Source organism: Enterobacter sp. RHBSTW-00175, assembly GCF_013927005.1.
Classification (GTDB): domain Bacteria; phylum Pseudomonadota; class Gammaproteobacteria; order Enterobacterales; family Enterobacteriaceae; genus Enterobacter.
The window spans coordinates 3071463-3094882 of sequence record NZ_CP055930.1; the positions used below are offsets into that span (position 1 = coordinate 3071463).

Genomic DNA, 23420 nt, shown 5'->3' on the forward strand with positions numbered 1-23420 from the left:
CCATTTCACTAAAAAACACGTCACCCTTTATCGTTTGGATTGAGGGCTGCTGTCAACCGTTGTTGCACTTCAAGTTGCAGGTCATTATTAAGGGCACGCCGGTCGGCGGTCGCGATTATAAATAAATCTTCTACTCGCTCGCCAATGGTTGTAATTCTGGCCCCGTGAAGCGAAATTCCCAGATCGGCAAAAACCTGGCCTACGCGGGCGAGTAGCCCTGGCTGGTCGAGCGCGATCAGCTCCAGGAACGATTTACGATCGGTATGGGTCGGCAGGAAATTGACCTCGGTATCGACGGTAAAGTGCCGTAATTTCGCGGGCTGACGGCGCGGCTGCGGCGGCTGCCAGCTGTGCTGGGTAATCGCCTGCTCCAGGCCAAAGCGTATCCCTTCGTGCCTGTCCGGCGACAACGGGCTGCCATCCGGCTCCAGCACAATAAAGGTGTCCATCGCCATGCCGTCGCGGGTGGTAAAAATCTGCGCGTCGTGAACGCTCAGGTTTCGCCTGTCTAGCTCGGCGCAGACGGCGGCAAACAGATAGGCTCGGTCCGGGCTCCAGATAAAGATCTCCGTACCGCCGCGCGTGGCCTGCGGGCTAAGCAGGATCATCGGCTTCGACAAGTCGTGCTTTAGCAGATGCCGTGCGTGCCACGCCAACTGGTTTGGGCTGTGGCGGACAAAGTAGTTGGCACGACAGCGCGCCCATATCTGATGCAACGCCTCTTCATCAATGTTATCCATCCGCAGCAACGCCAGCGCCTGTAGCTGGTGATGGCGCACCCGCTCGCGCATATCCGGGGTATTTTGCATTCCGCGGCGCAGCTGTTTCTCGGTGGCGAAGTAGAGTTCGCGCAGCAGGCTTTGCTTCCAGCTGTTCCACAGCGTTTCGTTGGTGGCACAGATATCTGCCACCGTCAGGCAGACCAGATAGCGCAGGCGGTTTTCCGTCTGCACCTCTTCGGCGAACTGCTTAATCACTTCAGGATCCTGGATATCACGGCGCTGGGCGGTGACCGACATCAGCAGGTGGTGGCGTACCAGCCAGGCCACAAGCTGCGTTTCTCGTGAATTGAGTCCATGCAGTTCGGCAAATTTCAGGACATCCTGCGCCCCGAGTACCGAGTGGTCGCCACCACGGCCTTTAGCAATGTCGTGGAACAGGGCGGCAATCAGGATAAGTTCCGGGTGCGACAGGCGTGGCCACAGCTCAACGCACAGTGGATGACGAGAACGGGTCTCTTCCTGAGCAAAGCTTTCCAGCTTGAGCATGACGCGTATCGTGTGTTCATCCACCGTGTAGGCATGGAAAAGATCGAACTGCATCTGGCCGACGATATGTGACCACTGGGGCATGTAGGCCCACAATACACTGTGACGGTGCATTGGCAGCAGGCCACGGCTCACTGCACCCGGATGACGGAGCATACTGAGGAACAGTGAACGCGCTTCCGGGATATAGCACAGGGGCTGTGTCAGATGACGACGGGCATGGCGCAGATGACGCAGGGTTGTGGAGTAGATCCCGGTGATCGCGCTGTTACGAACCATGGTGTAGAACATGCGCAGGATCGCTTCTGGCTCACGAATGAACAGCGTTTCGTCGCGCAGATCGATAAGTGTGCCGCGCAGCTGGAATTCGTCATCAATCGGGCGCGGTTTTTCGTCTGCCGTCAGCGCCAGGATCGCCTCATCGAACAGTTGCAACAGCATCTGGTTCAGCTCGGTGACGCGGCGAGTCACACGGAAGAAATCCTTCATCATATGCTCGACCGGCTCGTTGCCTTCACCGCTGTAGTTCAGGCGCTGGGCAACGCTGAGCTGGCGATCAAACAGCAGGCGGTTGTCATAGCGATTCAGTTCCAGATGCAGGGCAAAGCGGATACGCCAGAGCAGGTGCAGACATTCATTCAGTTCATTACGTTCGGCTTCGGTCAAAAAGCCGAACCCTACCATTTCATCCAGTGAGGTCGCGCCGAAATGGCGCCGGGCCACCCACTGCAACGTGTGGATGTCGCGCAGGCCGCCAGGGCTACTTTTGATATCGGGCTCGAGGTTATAGCTGGTGCCGTGGTAGCGCTGATGGCGCTGGTTTTGCTCTTCGACCTTCGCGGCAAAGAACTTTTCAGATGGCCAGAAGCCGTCGCTGAAAATGTGTTTCTGTAGTTCCAGGAATAGCGCAACATCGCCAATCAACAGGCGGGTTTCAATCAGATTAGTGGCAACGGTAAGGTCAGATAACCCTTCGAGCAGGCACTCTTCAAGTGTGCGCACGCTATGACCGACTTCCAGCTTCACATCCCAGAGCAGCGTCAACAGCTCGCCAATTTTTTGCGCCTGGTCGTCCGGCAGCTTCTTGCGGCTTAAGATCAGCAGGTCGATATCGGAAAGCGGATGAAGTTCACCCCGGCCATAGCCCCCTACGGCCACCAGTGCGACATCGCTAATCTGCCCGAAACCGTAATCGATCCATAAACGTTGCAGCAGCTGGTCGATAAATTCGGTTCGCGCTTCTATCAACTGTTCGGCAGAGATACCCGCGTCGAAAGCACTGCCCAGCCAGCGCTGGAAGACATCCATATGCGCTTTGATGTCGGCACAGGTCAGCTCACGCTGCGGCCAGACGCCGGGGTTATCGGGCTGATCGGGGAGGGTGGGAAGTGCTGTGTTAGCATACTGTTCGGGTAAAAGATTACTCATCGCGTGCCACCCATAAGAAAAAGCTATCACCATTAAAAAAGCCGGCATTTGCCGGCTTTTTATCATTCGTTGTGCGTCAGTATCGCCGGGATGGTGTCATCCTTGCGCAACGTCATAATTTCGCAGCCGTTGTCTGTCACCACAATAGTATGCTCGTACTGCGCAGACAAGCTTCTGTCTTTGGTTTTCACCGTCCAGCCATCTTTCATGGTACGGATGCGGTAGTCGCCGGAGTTGACCATCGGTTCAATGGTGAAGGTCATCCCTTTTTGCAGCACCACACCACCGTCATCGGCATCATAGTGCAGAACCTGTGGTTCTTCGTGGAAGACGCGACCAATGCCGTGACCGCAATATTCGCGAACCACAGAGAAGCCTTCGGCTTCAACGAATTTCTGAATAGCCGCGCCAATGGTGCGCAGACGGATGCCCGGCTTAACCATTTTCAGCGCCAGGTAGAGGCTTTCCTGCGTTACTTTGCACAGGCGCTCACCCAGAATAGTTGGTTTGCCGACGATGAACATCTTTGAGGTGTCACCGTGATACTCGTCTTTAATAACGGTGACGTCGATGTTGACGATGTCGCCATCTTTCAGCAGCTTTTCGTCATCCGGAATACCGTGGCAAACCACTTCATTAATAGAGATGCAGACGGATTTCGGGAAACCGTGATAGCCGAGGCAGGCGGAGACTGCCTGCTGTTCGTTCACGATATAGTCATTACAAATACGATCCAGCTCGCCGGTGCTGACGCCAGGTTTCACAAACGGCTCGATCATTTCAAGCACTTCAGCGGCCAGACGACCGGCGACGCGCATCTTTTCAATTTCTTCAGGTGTCTTAATAGAGATAGCCATGTAATCTGTCCATCGGTGTCGATTTTTTCGACAATACTAGTTCAAGTGTCGTCAATGGTATCAGTCAGGCGCACCCCGTGCCAAATTGAGAATCATTAACAGCACACTCAGCCAACAACTGTTGGTGTCTGGCCGTGTTTTGTGGTATAAAGCGCGCCGGACTTCCGATCCATTTCAGATACACAGGCTGGACGGAAGCGACAAATCTCACTTTGTGTAATAACACACACGTATCGGCACATGTTCCGGGGTGCCCTTTGGGGTCGGTAACATGGGATACGTGGAGGCATAACCCCAACTTTTAATATAGAGGTTTTAAACATGGCAACTGTTTCCATGCGCGACATGCTCAAGGCTGGTGTTCACTTTGGTCACCAGACCCGTTACTGGAACCCGAAAATGAAGCCTTTCATCTTCGGCGCACGTAACAAAGTTCACATCATCAACCTTGAGAAAACTGTACCAATGTTCAACGAAGCCCTGGCTGAGCTGAACAAGATCTCTTCCCGTAAAGGTAAGATTCTGTTCGTTGGTACTAAGCGCGCTGCAAGCGAAGCTGTGAAAGATGCTGCTAACAGCTGCGATCAGTTCTTCGTGAACCATCGCTGGTTGGGCGGCATGCTGACCAACTGGAAAACCGTTCGTCAGTCAATCAAACGCCTGAAAGATCTGGAAACCCAGTCTCAGGACGGTACTTTCGACAAGCTGACTAAGAAAGAAGCGCTGATGCGTACTCGTGAACTGGACAAGCTGGAAAACAGCCTGGGCGGTATCAAAGATATGGGCGGCCTGCCAGACGCGCTGTTCGTAATCGATGCAGACCACGAGCACATCGCAATCAAAGAAGCTAACAACCTGGGTATCCCAGTATTCGCTATCGTTGATACCAACTCCGATCCGGACGGTGTTGACTTCGTTATCCCGGGTAACGACGATGCAATCCGTGCTGTTAGCCTGTACCTGAGCGCTGTAGCTGCTACCGTTCGTGAAGGCCGTTCCCAGGATCTGGCTTCTCAGGCGGAAGAAAGCTTCGTAGAAGCTGAATAATAAGGTTTCACCCCTTATTAGTACCGTGTATGAATAGGGGCCAATTATCGGCCCCTTTTTTCAATTTATACTGTTTGGCTTCTGGCCGGGCAGTTCACATCTCCCGAGGATTTAAGAATGGCTGAAATTACCGCATCCCTGGTAAAAGAGCTGCGCGAGCGTACTGGCGCAGGCATGATGGATTGCAAAAAAGCGCTGACTGAAGCGAACGGCGACATCGAGCTGGCAATCGAAAACATGCGTAAATCCGGTGCGATCAAAGCAGCTAAAAAAGCAGGCAACGTTGCTGCTGACGGCGTGATCATCACTAAGATCGACGGCACCTACGGCATCATTCTGGAAGTTAACTGCCAGACTGACTTCGTTGCTAAAGATGGCGGTTTCCAGGCATTTGCGAACAAAGTACTGGACGCAGCTATTGCTGGTAAAATCACTGACGTTGAAGTTCTGAAAGCACAGTTCGAAGAAGAACGTGTTGCTCTGGTTGCTAAGATCGGTGAGAACATCAACATTCGTCGCGTTTCTTCTCTGGAAGGTGACGTTCTGGGTTCATACCAGCACGGTGCTCGCATCGGTGTTCTGGTTGCTGCTAAAGGCGCTGACGAAGAGCTGGTTAAACAGCTGGCAATGCACATCGCTGCAAGCAAGCCAGAATTCGTTAAACCAGAAGACGTGTCTGCTGAAGTGGTAGAAAAAGAATACCAGGTTCAGCTGGATATCGCGATGCAGTCTGGTAAGCCAAAAGAAATCGCAGAGAAAATGGTTGAAGGCCGCATGAAGAAATTCACCGGCGAAGTTTCTCTGACTGGCCAGCCTTTCGTAATGGATCCAAGCAAGTCTGTTGCTCAGCTGCTGAAAGAGCACAACGCTGACGTAACTGGCTTCATCCGCTTCGAAGTGGGCGAAGGCATCGAGAAAGTTGAGACTGACTTCGCAGCAGAAGTTGCTGCAATGTCCAAGCAGTCTTAATGATTGAAAAGGAGCCGCCTGAGGGCGGCTTCTTTTTGTCACCCGTCATACAAAATCAGACAGGTTACTGTATCCCTGCGCTGGTTTGCGACATAACATGTCGCCAGAATTAACCCCATCTTAATCGTTGACAGTCTCAGGAAAGAAACATGGCTACCAATGCAAAACCCGTGTACAAACGCATTCTGCTTAAGCTGAGTGGCGAAGCGCTGCAGGGAACGGAAGGCTTCGGTATTGACGCAAGCATCCTTGACCGCATGGCGCAGGAAATCAAAGAGCTGGTTGAACTGGGCATCCAGGTCGGTGTGGTCATTGGTGGTGGTAATCTTTTCCGTGGCGCTGGTCTGGCGAAAGCAGGTATGAACCGCGTTGTGGGCGACCACATGGGGATGCTGGCAACCGTGATGAATGGCCTGGCAATGCGTGATGCGCTGCATCGTGCCTACGTGAATGCCCGCCTGATGTCCGCTATTCCCCTGAATGGCGTGTGCGATAACTACAGCTGGGCGGAAGCGATTAGCCTGCTGCGTAACAACCGCGTGGTGATCCTCTCCGCCGGTACGGGTAACCCGTTCTTTACTACCGATTCCGCAGCCTGCCTGCGCGGTATCGAAATCGAAGCCGACGTGGTGCTGAAAGCGACCAAAGTCGATGGCGTGTTTACTGCCGATCCGGCAAAAGATCCGTCTGCTACCATGTACGATCAGCTGAGCTACAGCGAAGTACTGGATAAAGAGCTGAAAGTAATGGATCTTGCCGCCTTCACGCTGGCTCGCGACCATAAACTGCCAATTCGTGTCTTCAATATGAACAAGCCTGGCGCGCTGCGTCGCGTGGTAATGGGCGAAAAAGAAGGCACTTTGATCACGGAATAATTTCCGTTGGCGATAAATACAGGTAAGATTCCGCTTTAATTTGTAGTGGTATCTTACCTGGGCGCGCCTTTGGCGTTGTCATGAATTAAACGCGACTATACTTAGCACACCTGTAGCAGCTGTGCTGGCGGATAGTCTGCCTGAGACAAGTTTTCAAGGATTCGTAACGTGATTAACGACATCAGAAAAGATGCTGAAGTACGCATGGACAAATGCGTAGAAGCGTTCAAAAACCAAATCAGCAAAATTCGTACTGGCCGCGCTTCCCCAAGCCTGCTGGATGGCATCGTGGTGGAATACTACGGCACGCCAACCCCACTGCGTCAGCTGGCTAACGTCACTGTTGAAGACACCCGTACGCTGAAAATAAACGTATTCGACCGTTCTATGGGCCCGGCAGTAGAAAAAGCGATTATGGCTTCCGATCTGGGTCTGAACCCAAGCTCTGCGGGCACTGATATCCGTGTTCCACTGCCTCCACTGACGGAAGAGCGTCGTAAAGACCTGATCAAAGTTGTTCGTGGCGAAGCTGAGCAGGGTCGTGTTTCCGTGCGTAACGTGCGTCGCGACGCGAACGATAAAGTTAAAGCATTGCTGAAAGACAAAGAAATCAGTGAAGATGACGATCGTCGTTCCCAGGACGACGTACAGAAACTGACTGACGCAGCCATCAAGAAAATTGATGCGGCGCTGGCAGATAAAGAAGCGGAACTGATGCAGTTCTGATTTCTGTCGTACACTGACAAACGCCGTTCAGAGAGCCTAAGTGGCTTGCTGGCGGCGTTTTGCTTTTATCTGGTCTAACATTTTCCGGGCATCTCATGAAGCATTTAACTCTCCTCGGCTCAACCGGCTCTATTGGTTGCAGCACTCTCGACGTTGTTCGCCATAATCCTGACATCTACACCGTGACTGCCCTCGTGGCCGGAAAGAACGTGCAGCGTATGGTTGAGCAGTGTCTGGAGTTTGCGCCTCGCTATGCGGTAATGGATGACGAGAGCAGTGCTCGGCAGGTGAAAGCCTTGCTGGAAGAGAAGGGCAGTCGTACCGAAGTGTTGAGCGGGCAGCAGGCGGCTTGCGAAATGGCTGCGCTGGATGAAGTTGATCAGGTGATGGCGGCAATCGTCGGCGCGGCAGGGCTTCTGCCGACGCTTGCCGCTATTGATGCCGGTAAAACGGTATTGCTGGCAAATAAAGAGTCATTGGTGACCTGCGGGCGTCTGTTTATGGATGCTGTAAAACAGCGCGGGGCGCGTCTTTTGCCGGTAGACAGCGAGCACAACGCGATTTTTCAGAGTTTACCTCAACCTTTTCAACAGAACCTGGGGTACGCTGACCTGGAGCAAAATGGCGTTGTGTCGATTCTGCTTACCGGGTCTGGTGGCCCGTTCCGGGAAACTCCACTGTCTGAACTGCGCGCAATGACGCCGGATCAGGCGTGTCGTCATCCGAACTGGTCGATGGGGCGTAAGATCTCCGTTGATTCTGCCACCATGATGAACAAAGGTCTGGAATACATTGAAGCTCGCTGGCTGTTTAACGCATCGGCGAAACAGATGGAAGTGCTGATCCACCCGCAATCGGTGATTCACTCGATGGTGCGTTATCAGGATGGGAGCGTACTGGCACAATTGGGCGAGCCGGATATGCGTACACCTATCGCGCACTCAATGGCGTGGCCAAATCGTGTGAAATCGGGCGTAAAACCCCTCGATTTTTGCAAGTTAGGCTCACTGACCTTCAGCGAGCCCGACTATGACCGCTACCCGTGTCTGAAACTTGCCATGAATGCGTTTGACCAGGGGCAAGCGGCGACGACAGCACTCAATGCAGCCAATGAAATTACCGTTGAGGCATTTCTGAATCAGCAAATCCGCTTTACCGATATCGCGGCACTGAATTTGTCGGTGCTTGAGATGATGGATTTGCGTGAACCACAGAGTGTGGAAGAGGTACTGGCGGTGGATGAACAGGCTCGTATTATTGCGCGTAAACAGGTGACACATCTCGCAAGCTGGTGATAAAGCAACCACTAGTGGTCGTGCTATTTGTTAGCGTAGGGCTTCAGTGATATAGTCTGCGCCACCTGATCGCAGGAATTTGACTTTATGTGGTCAGGTAAGCCGTGGTTTGACACGGCTTTTTTATGTATAGGCTTCAGTATTCCTGAGTACCGTTAAATCCTTTTCAGGGACTAAAAACGCGTTATGTTGTCTGCGAATCAACCAATAAGCGAAAACTTGCCAGCTCATGGCTGCCGTCATGTAGCAATCATCATGGATGGCAATGGCCGCTGGGCGAAAAGACAAGGGAAGATAAGAGCCTTTGGGCATAAAGCCGGGGCGAAATCCGTTCGCCGCGCCGTTTCTTTTGCCGCCAATAACGGCATTGATGCGTTAACGCTCTATGCTTTTAGCAGTGAAAACTGGAATCGACCTGCGCAGGAAGTTAGTGCGTTGATGGAATTGTTTGTGTGGGCGCTCGACAGCGAAGTAAAAAGCCTGCATCGCCACAACGTCCGCCTGCGTATTATTGGCGAAACCAGTCGTTTTAACTCACGTTTGCAGGAACGAATTCGTAAAGCAGAAGCGTTGACTGAAAATAATACCGGTCTGACGCTCAATATCGCGGCGAATTACGGCGGACGCTGGGATATTATCCAGGGTGTTCGGCATTTGGCCGAACAGGTTCAGGAAGGGCTGTTGAGACCCGACCAAATTGATGAAGAGGCGCTGGGTCAGCAAATCTGCATGAATGAACTGGCTCCCGTGGATTTGGTAATTAGGACAGGGGGGGAGCATCGCATAAGTAACTTTTTGCTTTGGCAAATAGCCTATGCCGAACTTTACTTTACGGATGTTCTCTGGCCCGATTTTGATGAACAAGACTTTGAAGGTGCGCTGCATGCCTTTGCCAATCGAGAGCGTCGTTTCGGTGGCACCGAGCCTGGTGGCGACAACGCCTGATGGGGGTAGCTTTTGCTGAAGTATCGCCTGATTTCCGCTTTTGTATTAATACCCATTGTCATTGCGGCGCTGTTTTTACTGCCCCCAGTGGGATTCGCGATTGTTACGCTGGTGGTGTGTATGCTCGCCGCGTGGGAATGGGGACAGTTTAGCGGCTTTACTTCGCGCACTCAGCGGGTATGGCTGGCGGTGATCTGTGGCTTTATTCTGGCCCTGATGCTGTTTACGTTGCCTGAATATCATCATGATATTCATCAACCGCTTGTTGCTGGCGCGCTTTGGGTGTCGCTGGGCTGGTGGGTCGCCGCGCTGTTACTGGTGCTTTTTTATCCAGAATCCGCGGCACTATGGCGTAATTCTAAAGTTTTACGCCTTATTTTTGGCCTGCTCACAATTGTTCCTTTTTTCTGGGGTATGCTCGCGCTGCGCGCATGGCACTATGACGACAACCACTACAGCGGCGCGCTATGGCTGCTCTACGTGATGATTCTCGTCTGGGGGGCTGACTCAGGTGCTTATATGTTTGGTAAACTGTTTGGCAAACATAAACTCGCACCGAAAGTCTCTCCGGGGAAAACCTGGCAAGGATTCATCGGCGGCTTGTTTACGGCAGCGATTATCTCCTGGGGCTACGGCGTCTGGGCGAATCTTGAGGTTGCACCGTCAACCTTGCTGGTATGCTCTATTTTCGCTGCACTGGCCTCTGTTTTGGGTGATTTAACCGAAAGCATGTTTAAGCGCGAAGCAGGGATCAAAGATAGTGGTCACCTTATCCCAGGACATGGCGGTATACTGGATCGCATTGACAGCCTGACAGCGGCTGTTCCAGTGTTTGCTTGCCTGCTTTTACTGGTATTTGGGACGATTTAACGGAAGGTTTTATGCTGAGCATTCTCTGGAATCTGGCGGCGTTCATTGTTGCACTGGGTGTACTGATTACCGTGCATGAATTTGGCCATTTCTGGGTTGCTCGTCGTTGCGGTGTGCGGGTCGAGCGATTTTCCATTGGTTTTGGTAAATCGCTCTGGAAGCGCACCGACAAGCAAGGCACCGAGTTTGTCCTCGCACTTATTCCCCTGGGCGGTTATGTCAAAATGCTCGACGAACGTGTCGAGCCTGTCGCCCCTGAACTTCGACACAGCGCGTTTAACAACAAAACGGTTGGACAACGCGCCGCCATCATTGCTGCCGGGCCGGTAGCTAATTTCATCTTTGCTATTTTCGCCTACTGGCTGGTGTTTATCATCGGCGTCCCTGGCGTTCGTCCGGTTGTGGGTGAAATTGCTGCCGACTCCATCGCGGCGAGTGCGCAAATTACACCAGGGATGGAACTTAAAGCGATTGATGGCATCGAAACCCCTGATTGGGATGCCGTGCGACTGCAACTGGTAGCCAAAATCGGTGATGCGCAGACCACTGTCAGCGTGTCGCCATTTGGTTCTGACCAGCGGCAGGACAAAGTGCTGGATTTACGTCACTGGAGTTTTGAGCCTGACAAAGAGGACCCGGTCTCTGCACTGGGGATTCGACCGCGCGGCGCGCAGATCGAACCGGTATTAGCCGAAGTACAGGCGAATTCGGCTGCGAGCAAAGCGGGTTTGCAAGCGGGCGACAGGATCGTTAAAGTCGATGGTCAGCCATTAACACAGTGGATGACCTTTGTTAATCTGGTGCGCGATAATCCAGGCACTTCACTCGCACTGGAAGTAGAAAGGCAGGGGAGTCCGCTTTCACTGACGCTTATCCCGGATACCAAATCGGGCGGCAAAAAGGCAGAAGGGTTTGCAGGCGTTGTGCCGAAAGTCATCCCACTGCCAGATGAGTACAAGACAATACGCCAGTATGGGCCGTTCAGCGCCATCCTTGAAGCCACGGATAAAACATGGCAACTGATGAAGCTAACGGTCAACATGTTGGGGAAATTGATAACCGGTGATGTGAAACTGAACAACCTCAGTGGGCCAATATCTATTGCTCAGGGGGCTGGGATGTCAGCGGAATTCGGGGTGATTTACTATCTCATGTTCCTCGCGCTCATTAGCGTGAACCTTGGGATAATCAACCTGTTCCCGCTTCCCGTATTAGACGGGGGTCATCTGCTGTTTTTAGCGATTGAAAAGCTAAAAGGCGGACCGGTATCCGAGCGAGTTCAAGACTTTAGTTATCGCATTGGCTCGATTTTGCTGGTGCTGTTAATGGGGCTTGCACTTTTCAATGATTTCTCTCGGTTGTAAGAGAGTGTTAGGAAGAACGCATAATAACGATGGCGATGAAAAAGTTGCTCATAGCGTCGCTGCTGTTTAGCAGCGCCACCGTATACGGTGCTGACGGGTTCGTAGTGAAAGATATTCATTTCGAAGGCCTCCAGCGTGTCGCCGTTGGTGCGGCCCTCCTCAGTATGCCTGTACGCCCCGGCGATACGGTTAATGATGATGATATCAGTAACACCATCCGTGCTCTGTTTGCCACTGGCAACTTTGAGGACGTTCGCGTTCTGCGCGATGGTGATACGCTGCTGGTTCAGGTAAAAGAACGCCCAACGATCGCCAGTATCACTTTCTCCGGTAACAAATCGGTTAAAGATGACATGCTCAAGCAAAACCTTGAAGCATCTGGTGTCCGTGTTGGTGAATCTCTGGACCGCACCACCCTTTCCGATATTGAGAAAGGCCTGGAAGATTTCTACTACAGCGTCGGTAAATACAGTGCCAGCGTGAAAGCGGTCGTGACTCCGCTGCCACGTAACCGTGTAGACCTGAAGCTGGTATTCCAGGAAGGTGTTTCTGCGAAGATCCAACAGATCAACATCGTAGGGAACCATGCTTTCAGTACCGACGAACTGATCTCAACCTTCCAGCTGCGCGACGAAGTGCCGTGGTGGAACGTTGTTGGCGATCGTAAATACCAGAAACAGAAACTGGCGGGTGACCTTGAAACCCTGCGCAGCTACTACCTGGATCGCGGTTATGCCCGTTTCAACATTGACTCTACTCAGGTCAGTCTGACTCCGGACAAGAAAGGTATCTACATTACGATTAACATCACTGAAGGCGAGCAGTACAAGCTTTCAGGTGTTGAAGTGAGTGGGAACCTGGCGGGGCACTCTGCTGAGATTGAGTCTCTGACTAAAATTCAGCCGGGCGAGCTGTATAGCGGCGCTAAAGTGACCAAAATGGAAGACAGCATTAAGAAGCTGCTCGGCCGTTATGGTTATGCGTACCCGCGTGTACAAACTCAGCCTGAAATCAACGACACGGATAAGACCGTTAAACTGCGCGTAAATGTGGATGCGGGTAACCGTTTCTACGTGCGTAAGATCCGTTTCGAAGGCAACGATACCTCCAAAGATTCCGTACTGCGCCGCGAAATGCGTCAGATGGAAGGTGCATGGCTGGGTAGCGACCTGGTAGACCAGGGTAAAGAGCGTCTGAACCGTCTGGGTTACTTTGAAACGGTTGATACCGATACTCAACGCGTACCGGGCAGCCCTGATCAGGTTGATGTTGTCTATAAAGTCAAAGAACGTAACACCGGTAGCTTTAACTTCGGTGTGGGTTACGGTACTGAAAGCGGCGTGAGCTTCCAGGTAGGTGTCCAGCAGGATAACTGGCTGGGTACAGGTTACTCCGTTGGTATCAACGGCACCAAAAACGACTACCAGACCTATTCTGAATTCTCTGTTACTAACCCATACTTCACCGTTGACGGTGTAAGCCTGGGTGGTCGTATCTTCTATAACGACTTTAAAGCAGATAACGCAGACCTGTCCTCCTATACCAACAAGAGTTACGGTGTAGATGGTACGCTCGGCTTCCCGATCAACGAATACAACACCCTGCGTACAGGTTTAGGCTACGTGCATAACGACCTGTCTAACATGCAACCGCAGGTGGCAATGTGGCGTTATCTGGACTCCATCGGGCAGTCAACCAGCAAGACCGGTGACAACAACGGTTTTGCGGCAGATGACTTCACCTTTAACTATGGCTGGACATATAACCGTCTTGACCGTGGCTACTTCCCGACGGAAGGTTCTCGCGTCAACCTGAACGGTAAAGTTACCGTGCCGGGTTCCGATAACGAGTTCTACAAAGTAACGCTGGATACCGCGTCTTACTTCCCAATCGATGATGACCATAAGTGGGTTATTCTGGGTCGTACCCGTTGGGGTTATGGCGATGGTTTAGGTGGCAAAGAACTGCCATTCTATGAAAACTTCTATGCGGGTGGTTCCAGCACCGTACGTGGCTTCCAGTCCAACAACATTGGTCCGAAAGCGGTCTATTACGGTGGGAACAAATCGGATAACTGTAATAAATCCTCGTCAACGGAAGTCTGTAGCTCCAATGATGCGGTGGGCGGTAACGCTATGGCGGTTGCCAGCCTGGAGTTCATTACTCCAACGCCGTTTATCAGTGACAAGTATGCAAACTCCGTACGTACATCCGTATTCTGGGATGCGGGTACAGTTTGGGATACTAACTGGGAAAATACCGCTCAGATGCGTGCAGAAGGCATTCCGGACTACAGCGATCCGAGCAATATTCGCATGTCTGCGGGTATCGCATTACAATGGATGTCACCGCTGGGGCCGTTGGTCTTCTCATACGCCCAGCCGTTTAAGAAATATGATGGAGATAAGTCGGAACAGTTCCAGTTTAACATTGGTAAAACCTGGTAATAATCCGCAGCAATGGAATGCACTGGCAGTGTAGCGCTGACAACCGGCGATCGGTAAACGGTCGCCTTGCCACGCAAAGAACGGTACCTTGAGGTACCAATGGGATGGTAAGGAGTTTATTGTGAAAAAGTGGTTATTAGCTGCAGGTCTCGGTTTAGCGATGGTAACTTCTGCTCAGGCAGCAGACAAAGTTGCAATCGTCAATATGGGTAGCTTGTTCCAGCAGGTTGCGCAGAAAACAGGCGTTTCCGCAACTCTGGAAAACGAGTTCAAAGGCCGTGCAAGCGAACTGCAAGGTATGGAAAACGATCTTCAGTCCAAGATGCAGCGTTTGCAGCGTGATGGTTCTACCATGAAAGCAGCCGATCGCAGCAAAATGGAAAAAGACGTAATGGCTCAGCGCCAGACTTTCTCCCAGAAAGCACAAGCTTTCGAGCAGGATCGTCAGCGTCGTTCTAACGAAGAACGCGGTAAACTGGTGACTCGCATTCAGACCGCTGTTAAAGCCGTTGCCGCCGATCAGGGTATCGATCTGGTTGTAGATGCGAATGCCGTTGCTTACAACAGCAACGATGTTAAAGACATCACCGCTGATGTTCTGAAACAGGTTAAATAAGTAATGCCTTCTATTCGACTGGCTGATTTAGCTCAGCAGTTGGATGCAGAATTACACGGTGATGGCGATCTCGTCATCACCGCTGTTGCGTCCATGCAATCTGCTAAAACTGGCAACATTACCTTCATGGTAAGCCCTAAGTACCGTGAACATCTGGCTCAATGCCAGGCGTCTGCCGTTGTTCTGACGCAGGACGATCTTCCGTTTGCCACAGGCGCTGCGCTGGTAGTGAAAAATCCCTACCTGACGTATGCACGCATGGCTCAAATTCTTGATACCACGCCGCAGCCGGCACAGAACATTGCTGCCAGTGCAGCAATTGATTCAACGGCGCAGCTGGGTAACAACGTTTCAATTGGCGCAAACGCCGTTATCGAATCCGGGGTTGTGCTCGGTGATAACGTGGTGATTGGCCCGGGTTGTTTCGTTGGGAAAAATACGAAAATTGGTGCGGGTTCCCGTTTATGGGCCAATGTGTCCGTTTACCACGAAGTCGAGATCGGCGAAAATTGCCTCGTTCAGTCCAGTACCGTGATCGGTTCTGACGGATTCGGTTATGCCAACGATCGTGGTAACTGGGTTAAGATCCCGCAGCTTGGTCGCGTGATTATCGGCGATCGTGTTGAGATCGGTGCCTGTACCACCATTGACCGTGGCGCGCTTGACGACACCATTATTGGTAACGGTGTTATCATCGATAACCAGTGTCAGATTGCACATAACGTTGTGATTGGCGACAATACTGCCGTTGCTGGTGGCGTCATTATGGCGGGCAGCCTTAAAATTGGTCACTACTGTATGATTGGTGGTGCCAGCGTGATTAACGGGCATATGGAAATATGCGACAAAGTCACGGTGACCGGAATGGGCATGGTGATGCGTCCTATCACTGAGCCAGGCGTCTATTCCTCTGGTATCCCGCTACAGCCTAATAAGGTGTGGCGCAAAACCGCAGCTCTGGTGATGAATATTGATGATATGAGCAAGCGACTCAAGGCTCTTGAGCGCAAGATCGATCAACAAGACTAAGCGTTCATCCAATAAACGCTAAATTTCCCGGCCTGTCGGCTTTCTTATAAACCGGCAGGCCGTGTTATTATTGCTATTCAGTACATTTTGACAGGAAGAGTATTTTGACTACTGACACTCATACTCTGCATATTGAAGAGATTTTAGAACTTCTGCCGCACCGCTACCCATTCTTGCTGGTAGACCGTGTGCTGGATTTTGAAGAAGGTCGTTTTCTGCGCGCAGTGAAAAATGTCTCCGTTAATGAGCCATTCTTCCAGGGGCACTTCCCTGGTAAACCTATCTTCCCGGGTGTGTTGATCCTGGAAGCGATGGCACAGGCTACTGGTATTCTGGCGTTTAAAAGCGTTGGTAAGCTGGAGCCTGGTGAGCTGTATTACTTCGCGGGTATCGATGAAGCACGCTTTAAGCGTCCAGTCGTGCCTGGTGATCAGATGATCATGGAAGTCACTTTTGAAAAAACACGCCGCGGCCTGACTCGCTTCAAAGGTGTAGCTCTGGTTGACGGTAAAGTTGTTTGCGAAGCGACAATGATGTGCGCGCGTAGCCGGGAGGCCTGATACGTGATTGATAAATCCGCCTTTATTCATCCTACCGCTATTGTGGAAGTCGGCGCCATTATTGGTGCTAACGCTCACATTGGCCCGTTTTGTATTGTTGGACCCCATGTCGAAATTGGTGAGGGTACAGTACTGAAATCTCATGTTGTGGTGAATGGTCATACGACTATTGGCTGCAATAACGAGATCTATCAGTTCGCCTCCATCGGCGAAGTTAACCAGGATCTGAAATATGCTGGTGAATCGACCCGTCTGGAAATCGGCGATCGTAACCGTATTCGCGAAAGCGTCACCATTCATCGTGGAACAGTACAGGGTGGTGGATTGACGAAGGTGGGCAGCGACAACCTGTTTATGGTTAATGCACACATCGCGCATGACTGTACTGTGGGTGACCGCTGTATTCTTGCCAACAACGCAACGCTGGCAGGACACGTATCGGTTGATGATTTCGCAATTATTGGCGGCATGACCGCAGTTCATCAGTTCTGCATCATTGGTGCACACGTGATGGTCGGCGGTTGCTCCGGCGTGGCGCAAGACGTCCCGCCGTATGTAATTGCGCAGGGCAACCATGCAACGCCGTTTGGCGTTAACATCGAAGGCCTCAAGCGTCGTGGTTTCAGCCGCGAAGCCATTACAGCCATCCGTAACGCGTACAAACTGCTGTACCGTAGCGGTAAAACGCTGGAAGAGGCGAAGCCGGAAATTGCCGAGCTGGCGAATAAGTACCCTGAAGTGAACGAGTTCATGGAATTCTTTGAGCGTTCAACGCGTGGTCTGATTCGTTAATGGTCGACAGTCGTCCGCTTACGATAGCCCTGGTCGCCGGAGAAACCTCCGGCGATATTCTTGGTGCAGGTCTTATCCGCGCACTCAAGGCGCGTGTACCCAATGCTCGCTTTGTTGGCGTAGCAGGCCCGCTGATGCAGGCTGAAGGCTGTGAAGCCTGGTATGAAATGGAAGAACTGGCGGTGATGGGCATTGTTGAAGTGCTCGGTCGTTTACGCCGTCTTCTGCATATTCGTGCCGATCTCACCCGCCGTTTTACCGACCTCAAACCTGATGTGTTTGTCGGTATCGATGCGCCTGATTTCAACATTACCCTTGAAGGGAACCTGAAAAAACAGGGCATCAAAACCATTCACTATGTCAGTCCGTCCGTCTGGGCGTGGCGACAGAAACGTGTTTTCAAAATTGGTAGATCCACCAATCTGGTGCTGGCTTTTCTGCCTTTCGAAAAAGCGTTTTATGACAAATTTAATGTCCCGTGTCGTTTTATCGGTCATACCATGGCGGATGCTATGCCGCTTGAGCCAGATAAAAATGCGGCGCGCGACGTTCTGGGCATTGCGCATGATGTGCACTGTCTGGCGTTATTGCCAGGAAGCCGGGGCGCTGAAGTGGAAATGCTCAGTGCCGATTTCCTGAAAACGGCGCAGATTCTTCGCCAGACATACCCTGACCTTGAAGTGGTTGTGCCACTGGTTAATGCTAAGCGCCGCGAACAGTTTGAGCGTATTAAAGCCGACGTTGCGCCCGATCTCCGTGTTCACATGCTGGACGGGAAGGGGCGTGAAGCGATGGTCGCCAGCGATGCCGCACTGCTGGCATCTGGCACGGCTGCGCTGGAGTGTATGCTGGCGAAATGCCCGATGGTGGTGGGCTATCGCATGAAGCCATTCACCTTCTGGCTGGCAAAACGTCTGGTGAAAACCGACTACGTTTCATTACCAAACCTGCTTGCCGGGCGCGAGTTGGTGAAAGAGCTATTGCAGGATGAGTGCCAGCCACAGGCGTTGGCCGATGCGCTATTGCCGCTTCTTGCAGACGGTAAAACCAGCCACCAGATGCATGATACATTCCGGGAATTGCATCAGAAGATCCGCTGTAATGCCGATGAGCAAGCGGCTGACGCGGTGCTGGAGCTAGCAAAATGATGGAATTTATTTACCCGCACACGCATCTCGTTGCCGGTGTGGATGAAGTCGGACGCGGTCCGTTGGTTGGAGCGGTGGTCACCGCAGCGGTGATCCTCGATCCTGCGCGTCCGATTATTGGCCTGAACGACTCAAAAAAACTGTCTGAAAAGCGCCGGTTGGCGTTGTTTGACGAGATTAAAGAACATGCGCTGGCCTGGAGTCTGGGGCGCGCAGAGCCGCATGAGATCGATGAACTGAACATCCTGCACGCCACCATGCTGGCGATGCAGCGTGCGGTGGCAGGCCTGAAAATTGCTCCCGAATACGTTTTGATCGACGGTAACCGCTGCCCAGCATTGCCTGTGCCATCCATGGCGGTCGTCAAAGGTGATAGCCGGGTAGCAGAAATCAGTGCGGCATCTATCATTGCCAAAGTGACACGCGATGCCGAAATGGCCGCGCTGGACCTCACTTATCCCCAGTATGGTTTTGCCCAGCACAAGGGATATCCAACCGCTTTCCATCTGGAAAAGCTGGCTGAACATGGCGCAACTGAACATCATCGGCGCAGTTTTGGCCCGGTGAAACGTGCGCTGGGACTGGTGTCCTGAATCAAGACGCAAGCAATTAAGTAACGCGGAATCTGAAGATGGCTGAACCACGTTTCGTACACCTGCGGGTGCATAGCGACTACTCCATGATCGATGGGCTGGCAAAGACCGGGCCGCTGGTGAAAAAGGCGGCCGCTCTGGGTATGCCTGCGCTGGCGATCACCGATTTTACCAACCTGTGTGGCCTGGTGAAGTTCTACGGAACGGCGCATGGCGCAGGGCTAAAACCTATCGTCGGGGCGGATTTTCATGTGCAGAGCGAACTGCTTGGCGATGAAATGACGCAGATAACCGTGCTGGCTATGAACAACACGGGTTATCAGAACCTCACTTTGCTTATCTCAAAAGCGTATCAGCGCGGTTATGGCGCGTTGGGGCCATGGATTGACCGCGACTGGCTGGCTGAGCTGAACGAAGGTTTGCTGCTGATTTCAGGCGGCCGCATGGGTGATGTCGGACAGAGCCTTCTGCGTGGCAATACTGCACTGGTTGATCAGTGCGTTGCATTCTATGAAGAGTATTTCCCGGATCGCTACTATCTGGAGCTGATCCGTACCGGGCGTGCGGACGAAGAGAACTATCTTCATGCGGCGGTTGCACTTGCCGAAGAGCGTGGTTTGCCCGTTGTGGCCACTAACGATGTGCGTTTTCTTGAGCCGGGTGACTTTGACGCCCACGAAATTCGCGTCGCTATCCACGATGGTTTTACCCTCGACGACCCAAAACGTCCGCGTAACTACTCGTCGCAGCAGTACATGCGCGACGAAGACGAGATGTGCGAGCTCTTCTCTGATATCCCGGAAGCGCTGGAAAACAGCGTGGAGATTGCCAAACGCTGTAATGTTACCGTGCGTCTGGGTGAATATTTCCTGCCGCAGTTCCCGACAGGCGACATGACCACGGAAGATTTCCTGGTTGTGAAATCGAAAGAAGGCCTGGAAGAACGTCTGGAATTCCTGTTCCCGGATGAAGCCGTCCGCAAAGAGAAACGTCCGCCTTATGATGAGCGTCTGGATATTGAACTCCAGGTGATCAACCAGATGGGCTTCCCGGGTTACTTCCTGATCGTTATGGAGTTTATCCAGTGGTCGAAAGATAACGGCGTGCCGGTAGGTCCGGGACGTGGTTCCGGTGCGGGCTCACTGGTTGCTTACGCGCTCAAAATTACCGACCTCGATCCGCTGGAATTTGACCTGCTGTTCGAACGTTTCCTTAACCCGGAACGTGTCTCCATGCCTGACTTCGACGTTGACTTCTGTATGGAGAAACGCGACCAGGTTATCGAACACGTGGCGGACATGTATGGCCGTGATGCGGTATCGCAGATTATTACCTTCGGTACCATGGCGGCGAAAGCGGTTATCCGCGACGTGGGCCGTGTACTGGGCCATCCGTATGGCTTCGTTGATCGTATCTCGAAACTGGTCCCGCCCGATCCGGGCATGACGCTGGCGAAAGCGTTTGAAGCCGAACCGCAGCTGCCGGAAATCTACGAAGCTGACGAAGAGGTCAAAGCGCTGATCGATATGGCGCGCAAGCTGGAGGGCGTCACGCGTAACGCCGGTAAACATGCAGGTGGTGTGGTTATCGCGCCCACCAAAATTACCGACTTTGCACCGCTCTATTGTGACGAAGCTGGCCAGCACCCGGTTACCCAGTTTGACAAAAACGACGTGGAATACGCGGGGCTGGTGAAGTTCGACTTCCTCGGCCTGCGTACGTTGACGATCATCGACTGGGCGCTGAAGATGATCAACCCGCGCCGCGAAAAGCAAGGTCTTGAGCCAATAGACATTGCCGCCATCCCACTGGATGACAAGAAAAGTTTCGATATGCTGCAGCGCTCGGAAACCACGGCGGTTTTCCAGCTTGAATCCCGCGGTATGAAAGACCTGATCAAGCGTCTGCAACCCGACTGCTTCGAAGATATGATCGCACTGGTGGCCCTGTTCCGTCCGGGCCCACTGCAATCAGGGATGGTAGATAACTTTATCGACCGTAAGCACGGGCGCGAAGAGATTTCCTATCCTGACGTGCAGTGGCAGCACGAGTGTCTGAAGCCGGTACTGGAGCCGACGTATGGCATTATCCTGTATCAGGAACAGGTTATGCAGATTGCCCAGGAGCTTTCCGGCTATACCCTTGGCGGCGCAGATATGCTGCGTCGTGCGATGGGTAAGAAAAAGCCGGAGGAGATGGCCAAGCAGCGCGGCACCTTTGAAGAAGGGGCAAAAAGCCGCGGTGTTGACGGCGAACTGGCGATGAAAATCTTCGACCTGGTGGAAAAATTCGCCGGGTACGGATTTAACAAATCTCACTCTGCCGCCTATGCTTTGGTTTCGTACCAGACGCTGTGGCTGAAAGCGCACTATCCGGCTGAATTTATGGCGGCGGTAATGACTGCCGATATGGACAACACCGAGAAGGTGGTTGGCCTGGTAGACGAATGCTGGCGCATGGGGCTTAAGATCCTGCCGCCGGATATCAACTCTGGTCTGTACCATTTCCACGTTAACGAACACGGGGAAATTGTATACGGGATCGGCGCGATCAAAGGTGTGGGTGAAGGCCCGATCGAGGCGATCATCGAAGCGCGTAACAACGGCGGTTATTTCCGTGAGTTGTTCGATCTTTGCGCCCGTACCGACACCAAAAAACTGAACCGCCGCGTGCTTGAAAAACTGATCATGTCTGGCGCGTTCGACAGACTCGGGCCGCACCGTGCGGCGCTGATGAACTCGCTCGGCGATGCGTTGAAAGCAGCCGATCAGCACGCAAAAGCGGAAGCCATTGGCCAGGCAGATATGTTTGGCGTACTGGCAGAAGAGCCAGAGCAGGTTGAGCAGTCGTATTCCAACTGCCAGCCGTGGCCAGAACAGGTCGTACTGGATGGGGAGCGTGAAACCTTAGGTTTGTACCTGACGGGTCACCCAATCAACCAGTACATCAAAGAAATTGAGCGCTATGTCGGAGGCAACAGGCTAAAAGACATGCATCCGACAGATCGTGGTAAAATCACCACGGCTGCGGGGCTCGTGATTGCTGCAAGGGTTATGGTCACCAAGCGCGGCAATCGAATCGGCATCTGTACGTTGGATGACCGTTCCGGGCGTCTGGAGGTGATGTTGTTCACCGACGCGCTGGATAAATACCAGCATTTGCTGGAAAAAGACCGCATACTTATCGTCAGCGGACAGGTCAGCTTTGATGACTTCAGCGGGGGGCTTAAAATGACCGCCCGCGAAGTGATGGACATTGACGAAGCCCGGGAAAAATATGCTCGCGGGCTTGCTATCTCGCTGACGGACAGGCAAATTGATGACCAGCTTTTAAACCGACTCCGTCAGTCTCTGGAACCCCACCGCTCGGGGACCATTCCAGTACATCTCTACTATCAGAGGGCGGATGCACGTGCGCGGTTGCGCTTTGGTGCAACGTGGCGTGTCTCTCCGAGCGATCGTTTACTTAACGATCTCCGTGGCCTCATTGGTTCGGAGCAGGTGGAACTGGAGTTTGACTAATACAGGAATACTATGAGTCTGAATTTCCTTGATTTCGAACAGCCGATTGCAGAGCTGGAAGCGAAAATCGATTCTCTGACCGCGGTTAGCCGTCAGGATGAAAAACTGGATATTAACATCGACGAAGAAGTGCATCGTCTGCGCGAAAAAAGCGTAGAACTGACGCGCAAAATCTTTGCCGATCTCGGCGCATGGCAGATTGCCCAGCTGGCGCGTCACCCACAGCGTCCGTACACCCTGGATTATGTCCGCCTGGCGTTTGATGAGTTTGACGAACTGGCAGGCGATCGCGCTTATGCCGACGACAAAGCTATCGTTGGTGGAATCGCCCGTCTGGACGGACGCCCGGTGATGATCATTGGTCATCAGAAAGGTCGTGAAACCAAAGAAAAAATTCGCCGTAACTTCGGGATGCCTGCACCAGAAGGCTACCGTAAAGCCCTGCGTCTGATGGAGATGGCTGAGCGTTTTAACATGCCAATCATCACCTTCATCGACACCCCGGGTGCTTACCCTGGCGTGGGCGCTGAAGAGCGCGGTCAGTCTGAAGCCATTGCACGCAACCTGCGTGAAATGTCTCGTCTGAGCGTTCCGGTCATCTGTACCGTTATCGGTGAAGGTGGTTCCGGCGGCGCACTGGCAATTGGCGTGGGCGATAAAGTGAATATGCTGCAATACAGCACCTATTCTGTTATCTCCCCGGAAGGCTGTGCATCTATTCTGTGGAAGAGTGCGGACAAAGCGCCTCTGGCTGCCGAAGCGATGGGCATCATTGCTCCGCGTCTGAAAGAGCTGAAGCTTATCGACTCCGTTATCCCAGAGCCTCTGGGTGGCGCGCACCGTAAGCCGGAAGTGATGGCTGCTTCCCTGAAAGCACAGCTGCTGGCAGACCTGGCAGACCTCGATGTGCTCAGCAAAGAAGACCTGCTGAACCGCCGTTATCAGCGTCTGATGACCTACGGTTACGCATAATCTTCACAATTATCTGAAAAGCCGCACAATGTTGCGGCTTTTTTTATACCTGCGGTTTACCCTGGCTATGCTTAGCTAATGTTTTTCAAGGAGGTAAA

Annotated in this window: 19 protein-coding genes; 17 read left to right on the forward strand and 2 right to left on the reverse strand. The window is 52.6% G+C overall.

Going from position 1 to position 23420, the window contains the following annotated elements; translation table 11 throughout:
- Nucleotides 1-20: 20 nt before the first annotated feature.
- Both glnD and map read right to left on the reverse strand, forming a co-directional pair.
- Nucleotides 21-2696, reverse strand: a complete 2676-nt coding sequence (glnD, locus tag HV107_RS14550; RefSeq protein WP_182059630.1) for a bifunctional uridylyltransferase/uridylyl-removing protein GlnD — start codon at nt 2694-2696, stop codon at nt 21-23.
- Between the two features lie 62 nt (nt 2697-2758).
- Nucleotides 2759-3553: a type I methionyl aminopeptidase gene (gene map / locus HV107_RS14555; protein WP_182059631.1), complete on the reverse strand. Its 795-nt coding sequence runs from the start codon at nt 3551-3553 to the stop codon at nt 2759-2761.
- A gap of 321 nt (nt 3554-3874) precedes the next feature.
- On the opposite strand from map, the gene rpsB reads away from it, so the two are divergent.
- From rpsB to accA, 17 genes are all read left to right on the forward strand, one after another.
- The gene (gene rpsB / locus HV107_RS14560) at nt 3875-4600 is read left to right on the forward strand and encodes a 30S ribosomal protein S2 (RefSeq protein ID WP_003856207.1); all 726 of its coding nucleotides are present in this window, start codon (nt 3875-3877) and stop codon (nt 4598-4600) included.
- A gap of 117 nt (nt 4601-4717) precedes the next feature.
- Nucleotides 4718-5569, forward strand: coding sequence for a translation elongation factor Ts (gene tsf / locus HV107_RS14565; protein WP_032616612.1), 852 nt, complete (start codon nt 4718-4720; stop codon nt 5567-5569).
- Between the two features lie 149 nt (nt 5570-5718).
- Nucleotides 5719-6444 carry a UMP kinase gene (gene pyrH / locus HV107_RS14570; RefSeq protein ID WP_006173609.1) on the forward strand — a complete coding sequence of 242 codons (726 nt, stop codon included), beginning with the start codon at nt 5719-5721 and terminating at the stop codon, nt 6442-6444.
- 168 nt (nt 6445-6612) lie between these two features.
- On the forward strand, nt 6613-7170 hold the full coding sequence (gene frr, locus HV107_RS14575) for a ribosome recycling factor (RefSeq protein WP_182059632.1): 558 nt from the start codon (nt 6613-6615) through the stop codon (nt 7168-7170).
- A 95-nt stretch (nt 7171-7265) separates the two neighbouring features.
- Nucleotides 7266-8465, forward strand: coding sequence for a 1-deoxy-D-xylulose-5-phosphate reductoisomerase (ispC, locus tag HV107_RS14580; protein ID WP_182059633.1), 1200 nt, complete (start codon nt 7266-7268; stop codon nt 8463-8465).
- Between the two features lie 186 nt (nt 8466-8651).
- Nucleotides 8652-9410, forward strand: a complete 759-nt coding sequence (ispU, locus tag HV107_RS14585; RefSeq protein WP_182059634.1) for a (2E,6E)-farnesyl-diphosphate-specific ditrans,polycis-undecaprenyl-diphosphate synthase — start codon at nt 8652-8654, stop codon at nt 9408-9410.
- A gap of 12 nt (nt 9411-9422) precedes the next feature.
- A complete protein-coding gene (cdsA, locus tag HV107_RS14590; protein WP_182059635.1) occupies nt 9423-10280 on the forward strand; it encodes a phosphatidate cytidylyltransferase in 858 nt (285 codons plus the stop codon).
- An 11-nt stretch (nt 10281-10291) separates the two neighbouring features.
- On the forward strand, nt 10292-11644 hold the full coding sequence (gene rseP / locus HV107_RS14595) for a sigma E protease regulator RseP (protein ID WP_182059636.1): 1353 nt from the start codon (nt 10292-10294) through the stop codon (nt 11642-11644).
- A 29-nt stretch (nt 11645-11673) separates the two neighbouring features.
- Complete coding sequence (bamA, locus tag HV107_RS14600; RefSeq protein ID WP_182059637.1) at nt 11674-14091, forward strand: outer membrane protein assembly factor BamA; 2418 nt, start codon at nt 11674-11676, stop codon at nt 14089-14091.
- Between the two features lie 121 nt (nt 14092-14212).
- Nucleotides 14213-14707, forward strand: coding sequence for a molecular chaperone Skp (gene skp, locus HV107_RS14605; protein ID WP_182059638.1), 495 nt, complete (start codon nt 14213-14215; stop codon nt 14705-14707).
- A gap of 3 nt (nt 14708-14710) precedes the next feature.
- A complete protein-coding gene (lpxD, locus tag HV107_RS14610; protein ID WP_182059640.1) occupies nt 14711-15736 on the forward strand; it encodes a UDP-3-O-(3-hydroxymyristoyl)glucosamine N-acyltransferase in 1026 nt (341 codons plus the stop codon).
- A 104-nt stretch (nt 15737-15840) separates the two neighbouring features.
- Complete coding sequence (fabZ, locus tag HV107_RS14615) at nt 15841-16296, forward strand: 3-hydroxyacyl-ACP dehydratase FabZ (protein WP_007373234.1); 456 nt, start codon at nt 15841-15843, stop codon at nt 16294-16296.
- 3 nt (nt 16297-16299) lie between these two features.
- Complete coding sequence (gene lpxA, locus HV107_RS14620; protein ID WP_182059642.1) at nt 16300-17088, forward strand: acyl-ACP--UDP-N-acetylglucosamine O-acyltransferase; 789 nt, start codon at nt 16300-16302, stop codon at nt 17086-17088.
- Nucleotides 17088-18236, forward strand: a complete 1149-nt coding sequence (gene lpxB, locus HV107_RS14625; protein ID WP_182059644.1) for a lipid-A-disaccharide synthase — start codon at nt 17088-17090, stop codon at nt 18234-18236. Before lpxA ends, lpxB begins: the two co-directional genes overlap by 1 nt.
- Nucleotides 18233-18829 (forward strand): ribonuclease HII, encoded by a 597-nt coding sequence (rnhB, locus tag HV107_RS14630; RefSeq protein ID WP_014068980.1) that lies wholly within the window; start codon nt 18233-18235, stop codon nt 18827-18829. The genes lpxB and rnhB overlap by 4 nt, the downstream gene beginning before the upstream one ends.
- A gap of 38 nt (nt 18830-18867) precedes the next feature.
- Complete coding sequence (dnaE, locus tag HV107_RS14635; protein WP_182059647.1) at nt 18868-22350, forward strand: DNA polymerase III subunit alpha; 3483 nt, start codon at nt 18868-18870, stop codon at nt 22348-22350.
- A gap of 12 nt (nt 22351-22362) precedes the next feature.
- Nucleotides 22363-23322 carry an acetyl-CoA carboxylase carboxyl transferase subunit alpha gene (gene accA / locus HV107_RS14640; RefSeq protein WP_182059649.1) on the forward strand — a complete coding sequence of 320 codons (960 nt, stop codon included), beginning with the start codon at nt 22363-22365 and terminating at the stop codon, nt 23320-23322.
- Nucleotides 23323-23420: the final 98 nt, after the last annotated feature.